This is a genomic window from Dokdonia sp. R78006 (assembly GCF_042466145.1).
Classification (GTDB): Bacteria; Bacteroidota; Bacteroidia; order Flavobacteriales; family Flavobacteriaceae; genus Dokdonia.
Genome location: NZ_JAXHBU010000001.1, coordinates 922,998 through 939,402 on the forward strand (window position 1 = coordinate 922,998; position 16,405 = coordinate 939,402).

Annotated in this window: 14 protein-coding genes; 3 read left to right on the forward strand and 11 right to left on the reverse strand. The window is 38.4% G+C overall.

All coding sequences use genetic code 11. The annotated features are described in order from the left end of the window. Positions 1–10: 10 nt before the first annotated feature. From SJY37_RS04135 to SJY37_RS04165, 7 genes are all read right to left on the reverse strand, one after another. The gene (locus SJY37_RS04135) at positions 11–2,179 is read right to left on the reverse strand and encodes a prolyl oligopeptidase family protein (protein WP_379952838.1); all 2,169 of its coding nucleotides are present in this window, start codon (positions 2,177–2,179) and stop codon (positions 11–13) included. A gap of 109 nt (positions 2,180–2,288) precedes the next feature. Further along, a complete protein-coding gene (locus tag SJY37_RS04140; RefSeq protein WP_298323664.1) occupies positions 2,289–2,666 on the reverse strand; it encodes a DoxX family membrane protein in 378 nt (125 codons plus the stop codon). 58 nt (positions 2,667–2,724) lie between these two features. Further along, complete coding sequence (locus SJY37_RS04145) at positions 2,725–3,357, reverse strand: CatA-like O-acetyltransferase (RefSeq protein ID WP_298323662.1); 633 nt, start codon at positions 3,355–3,357, stop codon at positions 2,725–2,727. A 90-nt stretch (positions 3,358–3,447) separates the two neighbouring features. Then, entirely contained in the window at positions 3,448–4,437 is a 990-nt protein-coding gene (locus SJY37_RS04150) for an aspartate-semialdehyde dehydrogenase (RefSeq protein ID WP_298323660.1), read from the reverse strand. A gap of 230 nt (positions 4,438–4,667) precedes the next feature. Further along, complete coding sequence (gene mscL / locus SJY37_RS04155) at positions 4,668–5,072, reverse strand: large conductance mechanosensitive channel protein MscL (protein WP_298323659.1); 405 nt, start codon at positions 5,070–5,072, stop codon at positions 4,668–4,670. A gap of 83 nt (positions 5,073–5,155) precedes the next feature. Beyond that, the gene (gene alr / locus SJY37_RS04160) at positions 5,156–6,253 is read right to left on the reverse strand and encodes an alanine racemase (RefSeq protein WP_298323657.1); all 1,098 of its coding nucleotides are present in this window, start codon (positions 6,251–6,253) and stop codon (positions 5,156–5,158) included. Further along, on the reverse strand, positions 6,253–6,912 hold the full coding sequence (locus SJY37_RS04165; protein WP_298323655.1) for a thymidine kinase: 660 nt from the start codon (positions 6,910–6,912) through the stop codon (positions 6,253–6,255). Before SJY37_RS04165 ends, alr begins: the two co-directional genes overlap by 1 nt. 113 nt (positions 6,913–7,025) lie before the next feature. Here SJY37_RS04165 and SJY37_RS04170 point away from each other — a divergent pair, with 113 nt between their 5' ends. The 3 genes from SJY37_RS04170 (at position 7,026) to rsmI (ending at position 9,325) form a co-directional block, all read left to right on the forward strand. Continuing rightward, positions 7,026–7,874 carry a hypothetical protein gene (locus SJY37_RS04170; RefSeq protein ID WP_298323654.1) on the forward strand — a complete coding sequence of 283 codons (849 nt, stop codon included), beginning with the start codon at positions 7,026–7,028 and terminating at the stop codon, positions 7,872–7,874. Positions 7,875–8,246: 372 nt separating this feature from the next. Further along, positions 8,247–8,609 carry a DoxX family protein gene (locus SJY37_RS04175; protein ID WP_298323651.1) on the forward strand — a complete coding sequence of 121 codons (363 nt, stop codon included), beginning with the start codon at positions 8,247–8,249 and terminating at the stop codon, positions 8,607–8,609. Between the two features lie 41 nt (positions 8,610–8,650). Next, the gene (gene rsmI / locus SJY37_RS04180; protein WP_013750800.1) at positions 8,651–9,325 is read left to right on the forward strand and encodes a 16S rRNA (cytidine(1402)-2'-O)-methyltransferase; all 675 of its coding nucleotides are present in this window, start codon (positions 8,651–8,653) and stop codon (positions 9,323–9,325) included. A gap of 50 nt (positions 9,326–9,375) precedes the next feature. Here rsmI and SJY37_RS04185 read toward each other — a convergent pair whose 3' ends face one another. From SJY37_RS04185 to gdhA, 4 genes are all read right to left on the reverse strand, one after another. Next, complete coding sequence (locus SJY37_RS04185) at positions 9,376–11,787, reverse strand: TonB-dependent siderophore receptor (protein ID WP_298323648.1); 2,412 nt, start codon at positions 11,785–11,787, stop codon at positions 9,376–9,378. Position 11,788: 1 nt separating this feature from the next. After that, the gene (recO, locus tag SJY37_RS04190) at positions 11,789–12,508 is read right to left on the reverse strand and encodes a DNA repair protein RecO (RefSeq protein ID WP_298323646.1); all 720 of its coding nucleotides are present in this window, start codon (positions 12,506–12,508) and stop codon (positions 11,789–11,791) included. Then, positions 12,508–14,787: a two-component regulator propeller domain-containing protein gene (locus SJY37_RS04195; RefSeq protein ID WP_298323644.1), complete on the reverse strand. Its 2,280-nt coding sequence runs from the start codon at positions 14,785–14,787 to the stop codon at positions 12,508–12,510. The genes recO and SJY37_RS04195 overlap by 1 nt, the downstream gene beginning before the upstream one ends. 174 nt (positions 14,788–14,961) lie before the next feature. Then, a complete protein-coding gene (gdhA, locus tag SJY37_RS04200) occupies positions 14,962–16,305 on the reverse strand; it encodes an NADP-specific glutamate dehydrogenase (RefSeq protein WP_298323642.1) in 1,344 nt (447 codons plus the stop codon). Between the last annotated feature and the right edge of the window lie 100 nt (positions 16,306–16,405).

The window sequence follows — 16,405 nt, forward strand, 5'->3', positions numbered from 1 at the left end:
ATTATGCTAATTACTTCTTCATCACGTTGCCTACCTTTTCTGGTAGTACCTCGTAGCCCATGTTGTATAATGTGAAGCCAAAGATATCTGCATACTGCTCTATGGTTTTTGCTACTGGCGTACCAGCACCGTGACCAGCGTCTGTCTCAATACGTATAAGTACTGGGGCATCTCCTGCTTGTTTTTCTTGAAGCTCTGCAGCAAATTTAAAAGAGTGCGCTGGCACTACACGATCATCATGATCTCCTGTAGTTACCATAGTTGCTGGATATGAAGTTCCTGCTTTTACGTTATGAACTGGCGAGTATCCTTTAAGATAGTCAAACATCTCTTTACTATCTTCTGCAGTACCATAATCATAAGCCCATCCCGCACCTGCTGTAAAGGTGTGGTAACGCAACATATCCATTACTCCTACCGCTGGTAATGCTACCTGCATAAGATCTGGACGTTGTGTCATTGTTGCTCCTACAAGTAAACCTCCGTTAGAACCACCGCGTATTGCTAAGTATTCTTTTGAGGTATATTTATTATCTATTAGATACTCTGCTGCTGCAATAAAATCATCAAAAACGTTTTGCTTTTGCATTTTAGTTCCTGCATCATGCCATTTTTTACCATATTCACCACCACCTCTTAAATTAGGTACTGCATATACTCCTCCTTGCTCCATCCACACGGCATTTGCAATGCTAAAGCTAGGTGTAAGGCTTATATTAAACCCTCCATAAGCATAAAGAATAGTAGGGTTCTTGCCATTAAGCTCTGTTCCTTTTTTATACGTGATAATCATCGGTACTTTAGTACCGTCCTTTGAGCTATAAAACACTTGCTTGCTCTCATAAGCTTCCGGATTAAAATCGATGTCTGGTTTGATAAACAGCTCAGAAGTTCCAGATGCGATGTCATATTTATAAATACTACCTGGCGTCTTATAATTTGAGAAGCTAAAGTATAGCTCCTTCTCATCTTTCTCTGCTCCAAAACCTCCTACAGTACCTACTCCTGGAAGTTCTACATCACGTACAAGCTCACCGTCATAATCATACTGTTTTACTTTTGATACCGCATCCACCATGTAACTCGCAAAAAAAGAACCTCCTCCCGTACTTGGACTTAATACGTTTTCTGTTTCTGGTATAAAATCTACCCAGTTTTCTGGAGTAGGGTTTGATGCATCTACTGTTACTACACGCATATTAGGCGCATCAAGATTAGTTGCTATAAAAAGCTTGCTCCCCATATTTTCCATCACGTAACTATCAGAATCTTCGTGATCTAATACAGTTACAAAATCACTAGCTGGCTTTGTAAGGTCTTTCATGAACATCTTTCCTCCAGAAGTAGAGTTGCGCGCACTTACTAGCAAATAGCGGTTATCCTCTGTAACTCCACCACCTACATATCTATGCTTCTCTGCTGCTGTACCGCCAAATATTAGCTTATCTGTAGACTGTGCAGTACCTAGCTTATGATAGTATAATTTGTGCTGATCCGTCTTTGCCGATAATTCGCTGCCCTTAGGCTTATCGTAACTAGAGTAGTAAAAACCTTCATTTTTATACCAAGACATTCCAGAGAATTTTACATCTACCAGCGTGTCTTCTATAATTTCTTTTTTCTCTGTATCCATTACAAGAATCTTACGCCAGTCACTTCCTCCTTCAGAAATAGCGTAGGCAAGTATAGAACCATCTTCAGAGAAGCTTGCTCCTCCTAAAGAGATAGTACCATCTTCGGCAAAGGTATTTGGGTCTAAAAATACAGAAGCAGTACTTGGATCTTCACCCGTTTTGTAACGATAAATAACGTACTGATTTTGAAGTCCGTCGTTTTTATAGAAGTACGTATAATCACCTTCTTTAAATGGCGAACCTACTTTTTCATAATTCCACAAGGTGGATAAGCGCTCTTTGAGCTCTTCACGAAAAGGGATATTCTTTAAGTAATCTTGCGTGGTATTATTCTCACGTACAACCCAATCCATCGTTTCCTCACTACGATCATCCTCCAGCCATCGGTAAGGATCTTGTACTTCTGTGCCAAAATAGATGTCTACAGTATCTACTTTTTTAGTTTCGGTATAGTTCACAGCAATAGTGTTTTTTGGTGTCGCCGGCGTATCATCACAGCTTATAATAGCGGTTGTAGCAAGAGCGAGAAGAATCAATTTTTTCATAATACGGGTTGTGTTTGATTGCGTATTCAAGATACGAGTTATTACGCTTTCGCGAAAGCATAAAAAAACCCACTCAAAAGAGCGGGTTAAATATAGTATTAAGCATTTTCTAAGAAAACAAATGTCTGTAATTATTCCAATTACGATATATAAAATACCCATTGAGAACTGCTACCAAAAGTGCAGGCATAATGTTAGGTGGGTCTAGTACTGCGTGGAAAAGAACAATATTTACAGAAATAGGAATTAATGCGAGTAACGCCACAGGAAAAATCTTCTTTGTTATAAAGAGAAGTCCTACAATCACTTCTAGTCCTCCTACTAACGGCCACATGTAACCACTATCTGTAAATGCTTGAAAAAGATTTGCTGCGCCTACATTATCTCCAAATTCAAAATCTGGCATAAACCAGAAAAATTTATTGAGTCCAAAGACAAGAAGCATTAAGCCTAGTCCTATGCGTATAATTGTGTTTACTAATTTCATAATGGTTGTTTTTAAATTACAACCTTAGACGATAGACAAAGCGCATAATTACAAAGACCTACTCTTTACCGTCTAGAAGTTGCTGAAACATGTCTTTATATCGAGATACATGTAAACCATCTATGAGACCATGATGCACGTACAATGCAACGGGCATTGTAAAGGTGCCGGGTGATTTTTCTGTAATTTGCCCGTAAGAGATTTTAGGAACGCTATCCTTTGCCTTAAAGAGTCGCGAGTGTGTAATAGATGAAAAATCCATCCACGGTATTGCAGAGCAATGCATGACATCATCCGTATTAATAGGCGGAAAAAGGTCGTCTGTATTTTTGATGCGCTCAACCTCACTCTGCACAGACTTTGTAAAAACCGTTATATCTGCATCATATGGAATATAACTAAAACCAAAGGTTTCATTATCTCTCATGAGCGTTGCACTAGCGCTTATAGTATTTAGTAAAATCACCTCATTATCAGATGTAATGCGATATTTAAAATTCTCAATAGCCATCGCAGCTTCTAGCGACTTGTAGAGGTAATAGATAAATAAAGATACTCCTTGCTCTTTTGCATGCTGCTTTGCGAGCGTCATATCTACTTGCCAAGTGATCCCGAAATAAGGCTCCTCAAATTGTGAGAAAAACTCAAAATGTGCACGGCGCTTCCAGGTAGAGATATCTATTTTATTCAAAGTAGTTGTGTTTTACACAAATATAAAAAGTCCCTCACGAGGAAGGACTTTTTATAGTATTAAATAAAGATATTCTTAATAGTGTAGGATTTACACTAAGCCATTAGCTACTAGATATTCTCCTATCTGTACCGCATTTGTTGCTGCACCTTTACGTAAGTTGTCTGATACAATCCACATATTAAGCGTGTTTTCTTGAGAGTAATCACGGCGTATTCTACCTACAAAAACATCATCTTTACCCTCTGCATAAATAGGCATAGGGTATGTATTTGTATCCGGATTATCTTGAACCGTTACTCCAGAAGTTTCATTAAGAACCTTACGAATATCCTTCTCTTCAAAAGGCGCACGCAGCTCTACATTTACAGATTCACTATGACCACCTACCACTGGAATACGCACTGCTGTTGCAGTTACCGCAATAGATCGATCATTTAAAATTTTCTGAGTTTCATTTACAAGCTTCAACTCTTCTTTAGTGTAACCGTTATCATCAAAAACGTCACAAGCCGGTATTGCATTACGGTGTATAGGGTAAGGATAAGCCATTTCTCCCTTCTCATCTGCATATTCATTTTCTAATTGCTGCACTGCTTTCACTCCAGTACCTGTAATAGATTGATACGTAGAGATTACTAATCTCTTAATACCATAATCTCTATGTAATGGTGACATTGCAAGTACCATTTGTATCGTAGAGCAGTTAGGATTTGCAATAATCTTATCTTCCTTAGTAAGAGAAGTTGCGTTAATTTCTGGAACGATAAGTTTCTTAGTAGGATCCATTCTCCATGCAGAGCTGTTGTCTATCACGGTTGTTCCCACCTCTGCAAACTTAGGAGCAAACTCCTTAGATGTATCTCCTCCTGCCGAGAATATGGCAATATCAGGTCTAGCTGCAATTGCATCATCCATAGAGTGGATGGTATATTCCTTCTCTTTATATAGTACCTTCTTACCTACAGATCGCTCTGAGGCTACGGGTATTAATTCCGTTATAGGGAAATTACGTTCTGCAAGAACTTTTAACATCACTTGGCCTACCATCCCGGTGGCTCCTACTACCGCTACTTTCATAGTATCGTTTTAAAGAGGTTGTTTTAAAAATGAGCTTCGCTTTCGCGAAAACTTTATAAAACGTCAAAGTTAGTACGCATTAACGATTTATAAGCCGTTGAAACCTTAAAAGTTAGTTAGATATATAACAATACGTCAAACTTTGTTTTAATTACATAAAAAAACCACCTTGTTAGATAAACAAGGTGGTTTAAGTTAGAATATAATAGTGTAGCGGTTGCTACGAGTAATTATTTCTTAAGAGAATCTCTGATTTCTTTTAATAAATCGATTTCAGATGGTCCTGGATCTGCTGCTACTTCTTCTACAACAGGCTTCTTAGTTTTGTTGTAAGCTTTTACAATCATGAAAAGTACAAAACCAACGATAATCAAGTTAATGATTGCATTAATCCAGTTTCCGTACATAATTGCATTTTCTGGAATAGATACTGCTCCGTCAACCATTACTGCTTCATCAAGAACTACTTTCAAATCTGAGAAGTTTACACCTCCAGCAAAGTGTCCTATAATAGGCATCATGATGTCTCCTACAAATCCTTTTACTACAAGTCCAATCGCTCCAGCAAGTATTACTGCTATTGCTAGGTCAATGACGTTACCCGTCATGATGAAATCCTTAAATTCTTTTAACATTGTCAAGTCTGTTTTTTAGGTTAATATGAATCGAAGGTAACTATTTTTCTCAAACCACTTAACAAAAGTTTAAGAAACACGCTTTATCGAAGAATGACACGTTTTACCCGTTGACCGATCGCTGTTAAGATTTCGTATGAAATAGACTGCATCTCGCCTGCCAGTGTTTCGGCACTTGTAGTTTCTCCAAAAACCTCCACATCATCTCCCTCTTTACAAGCTATACCCGTGATATCGACCATTACCATATCCATACAAACGTTACCTACAATGGGTGCCTTTTGTCCAGCAATCATCACATAGCCTACCCCGTTTCCTAGCGATCTAGAGATCCCATCTGCATGACCTATAGGCAATGTAGCAGTAACAATTTCTTCGGTTGCTTTATATGCTCTATTGTATCCTATACTCTGACCAGCCTTAATATGATGGATCTGTGAGATTACAGATTTTAATCTTGCTACTGGTTTTAAATTTTTTGTCTCCTCATTATTATTACCGTAACCGTACAGCCCTATTCCTATGCGCACACAGTCAAAATGGGCTCTATGATAGTTAATAACTCCAGAGGTATTAGTCATGTGCATGAATGGCACATAATCTAACGCTTGTAAAAGTTCCTTTGAGATGTTTGTAAACTGTAATATTTGATTTAATGTAAATTCTTCTTCGGCAGGATCTTCACTGGCGACAAGATGTGAGAAAAGAGACGCTACTTTTACACTCACATTTTCGCGCAAGCGGTCGAGAATCCATGATACGTCTGTATTTAAGAAGCCTAATCTATTGAGTCCTGTGTTAAACTTTAAATGAATAGGGTAATTTTCTTGGCCTTTTCCTTTTGCAAAAGCTGTAAATAACTCCATCATTCTAGCGCTATAGATACTAGGCTCCAGGCATCGCTCTATAAGCTCATCAAACGTATCTGGCTGCGGATGTAATACTAATATAGGTGTTGTTATGCCAGCATCTCTAAGCGCAACACCTTCTGAAACGTATGCCACAGCAAAATAATCTACTCCTAGCATTTCTAGTTCTTGAGCCACAGCTCCAGCATCACTCCCGTATCCAAAGGCCTTTACTACTGCCATCATCTTGACCGAAGGCGCTACCTTTTTTCTTAAATAAGAATAGTTATGACGTAAGGCAGCTAGATCTATTTCTAAGCGTGTTATTGCCATTAGTTAGGATCTTGAGGGGTTTGCCTTGCATTATTTGTTGTGATTTCTTCGGGAGTTTCTACATCCATCTTACGTAATCTGTCTCGTAACATGGCCTTGAAGTATGCAGCACGAGAGAGTGGTTCATACTCTTCTGTCTCTCCTAGCATCACGATATCCTCGCTTTGTGCTTTTCTATAACTATATTGAGCAAGGTTACCAGTACGAGTACAAACTGCATGAACCTTAGTCACATACTCTGCCGTTGCCATTAAATTAGGCATAGGCCCAAAAGGGTTTCCTTTAAAATCCATATCGAGACCAGCGACAATTACTCGTATACCGCGATTTGCAAGATCATTACAAACCTGCACAATCTCATCGTCAAAAAATTGCGCCTCATCAATCCCCACCACATCACAACCATCTGCAAGCATAGGTATGTTTGCAGCTGCGGGAACTGGTGTAGAACGTATTTGATTTGAATCATGCGAGACCACCATTTCTTCATCATAGCGGGTGTCTACGGCAGGTTTAAAAATCTCAACTTTTTGTTTTGCAAACTGTGCGCGTTTGAGCCTGCGGATGAGTTCTTCTGTTTTACCAGAGAACATAGATCCACAAATGACTTCAATCCAGCCAAATTGCTCTTTATGATTTACTGTATTTTCGAGAAACATTTTGTACTTTTCTAGACCAAAACGGCAATAATTCCGTTTTATTAATCCCAATGATTAAGGCAGAGGTAAATGTATCAAAATTACGTTGAAACCGCTCCACATATCTCAAAGTTATGAAGAAAACTATAAAGGCAGAACTCGTAAGTATAGCTCATAAAATTCTACAACTACGCGACAATGCAGATTATAAACAACTGGCAGATACAACTAGAAAACTGCATGAAAAGCTCACCGTTCTTGCCTATGCAGAACAGCTTGAAAATGCGGGAAAACCTACCTTGGGACTTAGAGAACTGGAGGAAGTAATGGTAAATGAGGAACTTGCGCCAGCAAGCAAACCATCGCCAGCTAATCTAGAAACTCAAACTACTAGCACACCTTCTCCTACAAGAACGCCTGCCGAAATACTAGCAGACAATCAAGCTAGATATGCCGAAGCAAAAGGAACAGATGATTACCACAGACCAGATGGCACTCAATATAATGATGACGATGAGCCTGTACATGAGCCTGTGATTGAAAAAATTAAAGATATGTGGCCAGAAATGACTCCTGAGGCTGCAGATATTGATAAGGTAATAGACGCAATCATACCACCTCAACCAGCAGTAGGAAAAGCAGATAGTTTTGAAATAGGAAATGAATATGGCCAAATGCCCATTTTTGAACCTAAAGAAATTACTAATGAAGAAGTGGTAGATGATAAGCCTAAGAACCTTAATGACCGTTTAAAAACTGGTTTAAAAATTGGACTTAACGACAAGCTCTCCTTCATAAAACATCTATTTGCTGGAAGCACCTCAGACTATAATAGAGTATTAAGCCAACTAGAAACCTTTGGCTCTGCAGCAGAAGCCAACACTTTTATCTCTCAGATGGTAAAACCTGATTATAATAACTGGGAAGGTAAAGAAGTACAAGAAACTCGCTTTCTAGAGATTGTGGAAGGAAGGTATTCATAGACAAATGCCCTATTGACTTTTGCAAACAACTATCTTAAAGAAGAAATCTGCATCCAAGTTCTTAGAGAGTGCGATTATAAATAATAATATTTTTTTATCACTATTGTTAACCTTCAAGAAAGCTAAGGTTGATAAAATCACTCTTTCCGAGACTAATCTCATGTTTATTATTGAAAACAAAATTGTACTGGATAAAAGATTTCAGAAAATTAACTCTGTAAATTATAACGGTCTAAGGGAACAACTTGTAATTACTACCAATACTGGAGTTTTTACAAATTCATTAAAAGCTTTTAGGATTAGTTACGACGAAGGCAAAGTTCTTAAAACAAAACTCAAAGAGTTCAATTCTAAAATCAAAACTAGCTTACCATGAAAGTACAACGTATTCTTTACTGGATCACCACAATAGGCATTTGTGCTATCATGCTCTACTCTGCTCAAATGTATTTTAGAAATACTGAAATGGTTGAAGGTTTTTTTAAGGCTCTAAATCATCCTACATATGTTGTGATACCATTAGCCATATTAAAAATATGTGCAATCCTTATGTTATTATGGAGAGGGATTCCATGGCTTACAGAGTGGGCTTATGCTGGAATATTTTTTGACGTAGTTCTCGCAACTGCCGCACACTACAAAGCAGATCATGATATCACTTTGACATTAGTTGCATTAGTATTACTACTTGCTTCTTACTTTTTTGGGAAAGAAGTTCGACCTATGTATCGTTAGTTTTACAACTACAAACTATCATTAATCACTAACTTTGCGGCATGTCAAAACTCTACTTAGTCCCTACACCTATTGGTAATCTTGAAGATATGACCTTCCGTGCTATTCGCATACTTAAGGAAGCAGATCTTATTCTAGCCGAAGACACTCGCACGAGTGGTAAGCTACTTAAGTATTATGAAATAGGCACGCAAATGATGAGCCACCACATGCATAATGAACACCAGACAGTGGATACCATTGTAAAGCGTATTCAAGCAGGTGAGGTAATTGCATGTATAAGTGACGCAGGAACTCCCGCCATTTCTGACCCTGGATTTTTACTCACTAGAGCTTGTGTAGAGGCAGGTATAGAAGTAGACTGCTTACCAGGTGCAACAGCATTTGTACCTGCACTTGTAAATAGCGGCTTCCCTAATGATAAATTTATTTTTGAAGGATTTCTTCCTGTAAAGAAAGGGCGCCAAACTCGCTTTCTAGCACTTCAAGAAGAAACGCGCACGATGATTATTTATGAATCACCTCATAAACTCATAAAAACACTAGGACACTTTATAGAGTATTTTGGTGCAGATCGTCCGGTTTCTGTCTCTCGAGAGATTACAAAATTACATGAGGAAACCGTGCGCGGGACTGCTACAGAAGTACTTGCCCATTATACAAACAAACCTCCTAAGGGAGAAATTGTCATTATAGTAGGTGGAAAAAGCAAGTAGTAAGCTCGTTGAATTATTGTTGTTTGGTACGCTTTCGCGAAAGCGTAACTTTAAAAATTATAAGTCGCCGCCAGTATTAGATTTCTTCCCGCAGCAGCTATTCCAGATGAATATGTACGGTATCGCTGGTCTGTGATATTATCAAGATTTGCTGTAAAAGACCAACTATCTGAAAGCACATAACGGCTACCTAAACTAAGTTCATACCAGCTAGGCGAGTAAGGGTTACCATCACTATCAAGAGCATATAGGTGGTCATTACTTTGCTGACTAGGAGCAAGTTCATCAAAATCAAAAGAGCCACTATAAGCCACCGAAGCATCTAGCGTCCATTTATTACTAGTCCATATTAAATGGTTATTACCAAAAAGCGGCGCCACGTGCCTAAATGGAATGTAACTACCATCTTCATCTTGTTCTACACCACTCGTATAATTAAACTGCCCTGTAAGCTTTAAGGTTTTAGAAAGCCTTGCATCTGCGCCTATTTCTATACCATAAACCTCAGCTTTTGAGGCATTCTGTATTGCTTGTACGTTGCTTAATTCACCTTGATATGATATCTCTGTTACGCCATCAAGATCAAAATCACGACGTACTAATGCATTCTCCAGCAATGTGTAATAACCGTTTACATCCAGCCTTAGTGCGTTAGAAAAATTGAAATTAAATCCTAGTTCGCCATTGTAAGCATACTCAGATTTAAGATTAGGATTAGGCACTACCACAGATCCTGGCTCGCTATCAAAAATCTTACCCACATCATCAATGTTAGGTGCTCTAAACGCTGTTCCTAGATTTGCTTTGAGGCTTACTGCCTTAGAAATTTCATGAGTGACACCTATACTTCCTGTAAGATTTCCAGTACTTAAATCTGCTTTATCAAAAGGCAGTGCAAAAAACTCATTATTATCAGAAAAATCGGCTGCAAGTAGTATGTGATTATATCGCAATCCAGATTGCAGGCGTGTCTTCTCTGTAAGTTCTAATTGAATGCTTCCATAAGCAGCAAGAGACTGCCATGTAGATCCATCTGGATAACGAGAAGCTTGATTGCTTATAGTTCCCGTAGTGATATCTGTTACTTGACCATTAGATCCTACTTTATTATGTACATACTCTAGTCCATAAAAGACTTTATTACGCTTTGACTTCAGGTTTTTTGTAAAATCTAAGCCTACAGAAAAAGCATCTACATTCTCGTCTGTTTCAAAAAAATCTGTCCCGCCAAAATCGCGATCATTTCTACTTTCCTTAGAGTTTTGGTACGTAATCGTTGCTCTTGCACGATTGTAAAAACTCCCATATCCTTCTTTATCAATCTGAAGGTTAGTCATAAACCACTGTTGCGGACCATAAAACCACTCTGCCGCCCTAAACTCTCCATCTCTTTTTCTCGTTAATCTATCATAACGATCATAATCTGATGTAGTGGCATAAATAAGACCTAGGTTAAAATCCCAAGTATCGTTAGGCCTAAAACGCACTTTTTGCATCAAGTTTAATGAGTTAAAAGCTGAGCCTTCCTGCACTAAAGGATCATCATTAACCACTGCAGTATCTACACCATCTATAATTTTTACAAAATCAGTACGTAAGTAATCATCTGGGCCATGCTTCCCTTGACGCTGGTCATCATAATCTGAGTAGCTTGCACTAGTAAGAAAAGACCAGTTGCGCTTCCCTATATTGATATCAAAATGTCCTGTTCTTTCATTATTTGCAGTGTTTACACGTGCAACAGCAGTACCAGTAACTAAGTGATTTTCTGTAAATGAAAGCTTGGGTTGCTTTGTATAAAAGTTCATTACTCCTCCCACGGCATCACTACCGTAAATTACGGATCCTGGGCCTAGTAGCACCTCTGTGCGATCTATAGTAAATGGATCTATTGAGATTACATTCTGTACGTTTCCACCTCTAAAGATTGCGGTATTAAAACGAACGCCATCTAACGTGATGAGTAACCTATTTGTAGAGAATCCTCTTATTAAAGGACTACCTCCTCCCTGCTGACTTTTTTGAACAAATACAGAGCCACTTGCTTGTAGCAAATCTGCTGCTGTTTGTGGGTTTGCGCGCTGTATATCTTCAGAAGAGATTCCTACTATTTTTTGAGGAACATTCTTTCGGCTTTGTGCAAATTTGCTTGCAGAGAGCACAATTTCCGTAAGCTGATTGTCCTTCTGCTTTAAGAAGATTCTGTTAGAAAGTGCTATGATCTGAGCTTTGCTGTATTGCGCGTCTTTATGTGCGACTTCCTGAAAATAAAGGGTTTCCGCTTTCGCGAAAGCGGTCACATCTGCTCTCCCATCAAAATCTGTGAGAGCACTTTTACTTTTATCTTTATTAAAAATAGCAACTCCTATTATAGGTTCGCGCGTGTCTACATCAAGCACCGTGATTTTTTGGGCTTGTACAGAGACAGCTACTAATAAGAGTAGGGTAAAAAGTATGCGCATTTTAGCTGAAAATTGAGTTGAGCACCGCTAGTGATCTAGGTTTTTTAAAACCGTGTAAATGTAACTCATAATACTGTAATAGCATGTTGAGAAAAGAGGTGCGCTGTTTTTGGTTTAGTTTGATAGAAACTAATGCATCAAAATTTGTGCCCAAGAATAACTTTAACAACTCGATATCATGCCCAGAACGGCAGTAAATACTTGCTCCCAGATTTTCAAACATCCCGTCCATCAAGTTAAAGTACTCATGCTGAACCTCTGAGTCATCAGGATAAAAACCTAAGTAGCTGCTTAGCTTCAAAAGAAATAACAAATGAAAATTTGCAATCGTATTATTTAAATCTAGCCATAAGCTAGCGTTCACTATAAAATCAAAGAGAGGTACATTTTCTTCCTCCTCTTGCACAGAAGATCTAAGTACATCTGCAATAAAAAAAACAATGGCACTTTTTGCCACTTCCGTATGTAAACTCGTGTAATGCGTGACCACTTTTGCCTCGCGTATACTTTCTAAAGTTCCCTTATCCTTATGATTTGCTTCAATCTCTAAATGCGTGAGCGGCTGGAACATGGCAACTCGAAGCTTACCCTTCTTTGATTTTAATACTCCTCTAATAAGGTAAGATTTGAGTCCGCTACTTTTTGTAAATGCTTTTACAATGAGATCTGCCTCTCCATATTTGAGAGCAGAAAATACGATGGCTTCTGTTTTTACTAGCATTATCTAATAATCATGACTTTCTCGATGGTAGTTTCTTGCAACTCTTCTGGAGGTCCCGTAATAATAATGAGGTAGACTCCAGAGGCAACTTTATGTCGCCCAAAAGCAGTAGTATCCCACTCAATGCTTCCCCCAGTGGTATTTTCTTCATAGACCAGATTGCCCACTAGATCTGTAATTTTCACATTAGTATTTGCAGTAAGCCCTTCTATACGCATATTACCGTTAAACCCAGGCCTTACGGGGTTTGGGTACACGAGCACTTCTTCAAGATTTTCGGCTGGTGCGGTGGAAGAGCCGTCAAAAGCTACCATTCCTCTTATAGTACCAAAGTACACACTACCAGTTTCTGGATCGATTGCTACAGATTGTACCGTGTTTGATGGCAGTGGTGAATTATCTGTAGTAAAATGAAAAATCGTTTCTTGACCATTAGGACTCACATAAAACACTCCTGAATCTGCAGTGGCAAGCCACTTATTATTTGCGCCATCTACAATAATATCTGTCACCACCTGATCATTAAGTAGCTCTTGAGCAATACCATCTTGTAATATTATAATAGCATTTGCACTTACCTGAGGATTTTCAAATAATTGTGAAGGACCAAATAGCACTCGCAAACCTAATCTTGTGCCTATCCAGAGCGCTCCGTTTCTATCTACGGCTAGTGATCGTATATCATCTATGGGTAAGTTTCCAGCACCATCCTCGCCCGCTAGACGAGCAAATGTATTTGTACCTGGATTAAAAGCAATAACACCTCTTCTATCTGTTCCTACAAAAATATTACCATCTGGGGTAATAGCAACGGCATCCAAATTTGCATCTTCACCAGCAAGAATCTCTTCTGTATTAAATGGAGTAAACTGTCCGCTAGGAGAAACCCGTTGTAAGCCTAGTACAGAACGCGCATTAGTCATCCAGAAATTACCATCATTATCAAATGCTCCTCCATTTACTCTTACATCATTTGTCGTGGTAGCCACCGGTAATAGCGGACTATTATTTTCATCATAGAGAATACTTGGAGTTTCATCTATAATCTCCACAAGTCCTCCATTAAAAGAGCTAGCATATAATCGTGATGAATCTTGATCATTGATGGCAATGTGCACAAAGTTGCTCGCCCCAAAGAAATCTTCCTGCGGAATAAAATTCCATCCATCTGCTTCAGTATAACGACTTATTCCTTGGGTTTTAAGTGGAAATGGATTGTATGAAACAGTATAATCACCAAAAACAGACCACACAGAACCTGCGCTTGCTGCTACATCAAAATGAGCATTTTCTAAAGGTCCATTAGGTAGTAAACGGGTTATGTCTCCCGGAGTTGTGATGTCAAAGAGAGCCACACCAGACCCTAGAGTACCTATATACACAGCACTATCTTCTACAAGTGCAGTGGCATATTTAGGATTGAAATCTTCTATAGCCCCATAATTTTGAACTTGGGTACCATTTACATCATACAGAAACACACTAGCGTTGAGTGTTACTATAATATTCTCTGCGCTAGATCGCACATCTATAATGGAAGTTGGAAAATTTTGAAAAACAGAAAAATCTAATCCGTTAGATGAGACTAGAAGACCATTATCCTCTTGTAAGTAAAGGTTATTGTCAAATTCTATAATTTTCTCAAAAGCGCCATTTCGAGTTGTCTCCCAGTTATTAAAGTCTATAAGGTTATCGTTTGCTACGAGTGCCCTACGTAATCCGCCATCTAGGGTTGCGGCATAAATATATGGTTCATGTACAACAGTACTACCTATATCTAAAAGCCCTCCATTATTGCCAATAAAATAGGAGTCATCAAACTCAAGCCTCTCTACATCATAAAGTGATACCCCAAAACCTGTAGCTATATAGACAAATCCGTTATATTCTTCAAAGTGGTTGATACGCTTGCGATCTGGCGAAATGGCTGGTTTATTGAAAATATCTACAACCGTAAGTACATCAGAAGTATTACCTACAATTACATCTATCACTCCATTTTCATAACCCACGAAGAGCGTGTCAAAACTCTCACTATAATATATAGAAGAGATTAAATTACCAGAAAGACCATTTACCGTAGTTCGGTTTGTAGTAGTACCATCTAGTGTATTATAAATAAAAACCGCATTCTCAGATGCTACATACACCTTATCATTACCAGAGGTGACACCTACGGTTTGGTTATAAGAAAAATGTGCTGTCCAATCTTCAGAAAAATCTTGTGCCACCGCAATAGATGAAACCAAGAATACAATAAGAAGAAGACGTATGTTCACAGCAAGAAAATCTTATTTATTTAAAACGATCAAATGTACAATTATTGCACTATGAATCGAAATGAGGCATTTACATATATTAGTACGATTTTATGTAGAGGTACGCTTTCGCGAAAGCGTAACAAAAAAAAGGGTAGCCTAAGCCACCCTTTTAAAAACTATATAAAGCAGTTATTATACTACTCCTTGTGCTAACATTGCATCTGCGATTTTTACAAAACCTGCAACGTTTGCTCCTTTTACGTAATCTACGTAACCATCTTCATCTTTACCATAAGTTACACATGCTTCATGTATATCAAGCATAATGTTGTGTAGCTTCTCATCTACTTCTTCTGCTGTCCAGTTGTAACGTAAACTGTTTTGTGACATTTCAAGTCCAGAAGTAGCAACTCCTCCAGCGTTTGAAGCTTTTCCAGGTGAAAACAAGATTTTTGCTTTGTGGAATACTTCAATTGCTTCTGGCGTACAAGGCATGTTTGCTCCTTCGGCAACACAGATACATCCGTTATCTACTAAAGTTTTTGCTTCATCACCGTCAAGCTCATTTTGAGTTGCACAAGGTAAAGCCACATCTACTTTTGTTCCCCAAGGTCTCTTACCTTCATGGTACTCTGCAGAAGTATACTTTTCTGTGTACTCGCTTATGCGGCCACGTTTTTCATTTTTAAGCTCCATTATAAATGCTAGCTTCTCTGCATCAATACCATCGTTATCTACGATATATCCTCCAGAGTCTGACATAGTGATTACTTTACCACCTAATTGAGTTACTTTTTCTGTAGCATATTGAGCAACATTTCCTGATCCAGAAACTGCTACTTTTTTACCTTCAAAAGTTTCTCCTTTAGTTTTAAGCATACTTTGTGCAAAATATACGTCTCCGTATCCTGTTGCTTCTGGTCTCATTAATGAACCACCGTATGATAATCCTTTTCCAGTAAGAACTCCCGTAAATTCATTACGAAGTTTCTTGTACTGTCCAAACATATATCCTATCTCACGGCCTCCTACTCCAATGTCTCCCGCAGGGACATCTGTATTAGGACCTATGTGACGAGAAAGCTCGCTCATAAAGCTTTGGCAAAAACGCATTACTTCTGCATCAGATTTTCCTTTTGGATCAAAATCAGATCCACCTTTACCACCACCCATAGGTAATGTAGTAAGGCTGTTTTTGAAAACTTGCTCAAAACCTAAAAACTTAAGAATACTAAGATTTACAGATGGGTGGAAACGAAGACCCCCTTTATAAGGACCAATAGCGCTGTTAAACTCTACACGGTATCCTCTATTAACCTGTATCTCTCCAGAATCATCTGTCCACGGCACACGAAACATAATCGTACGCTCTGGTTCTACCATACGCTCAAGAAGTTTCTTCCCTTGATATTTAGGATTTTCTTCTATAAAAGGTATTACAGTTTCTGCTACCTCGTGAACGGCCTGCATAAATTCTGGCTCATTCGGGTTGCTCTTAGCAACATAATCGACAAATTTTTTAATGCTGTCTGACATAAGTTTAATCTATTGTGAGAATGTATTTTACAAATCAATTTTTACTGGTTACAAATATACGGTATCCTTGATTTTATGCGCATTTTTTTTAGAATATCAC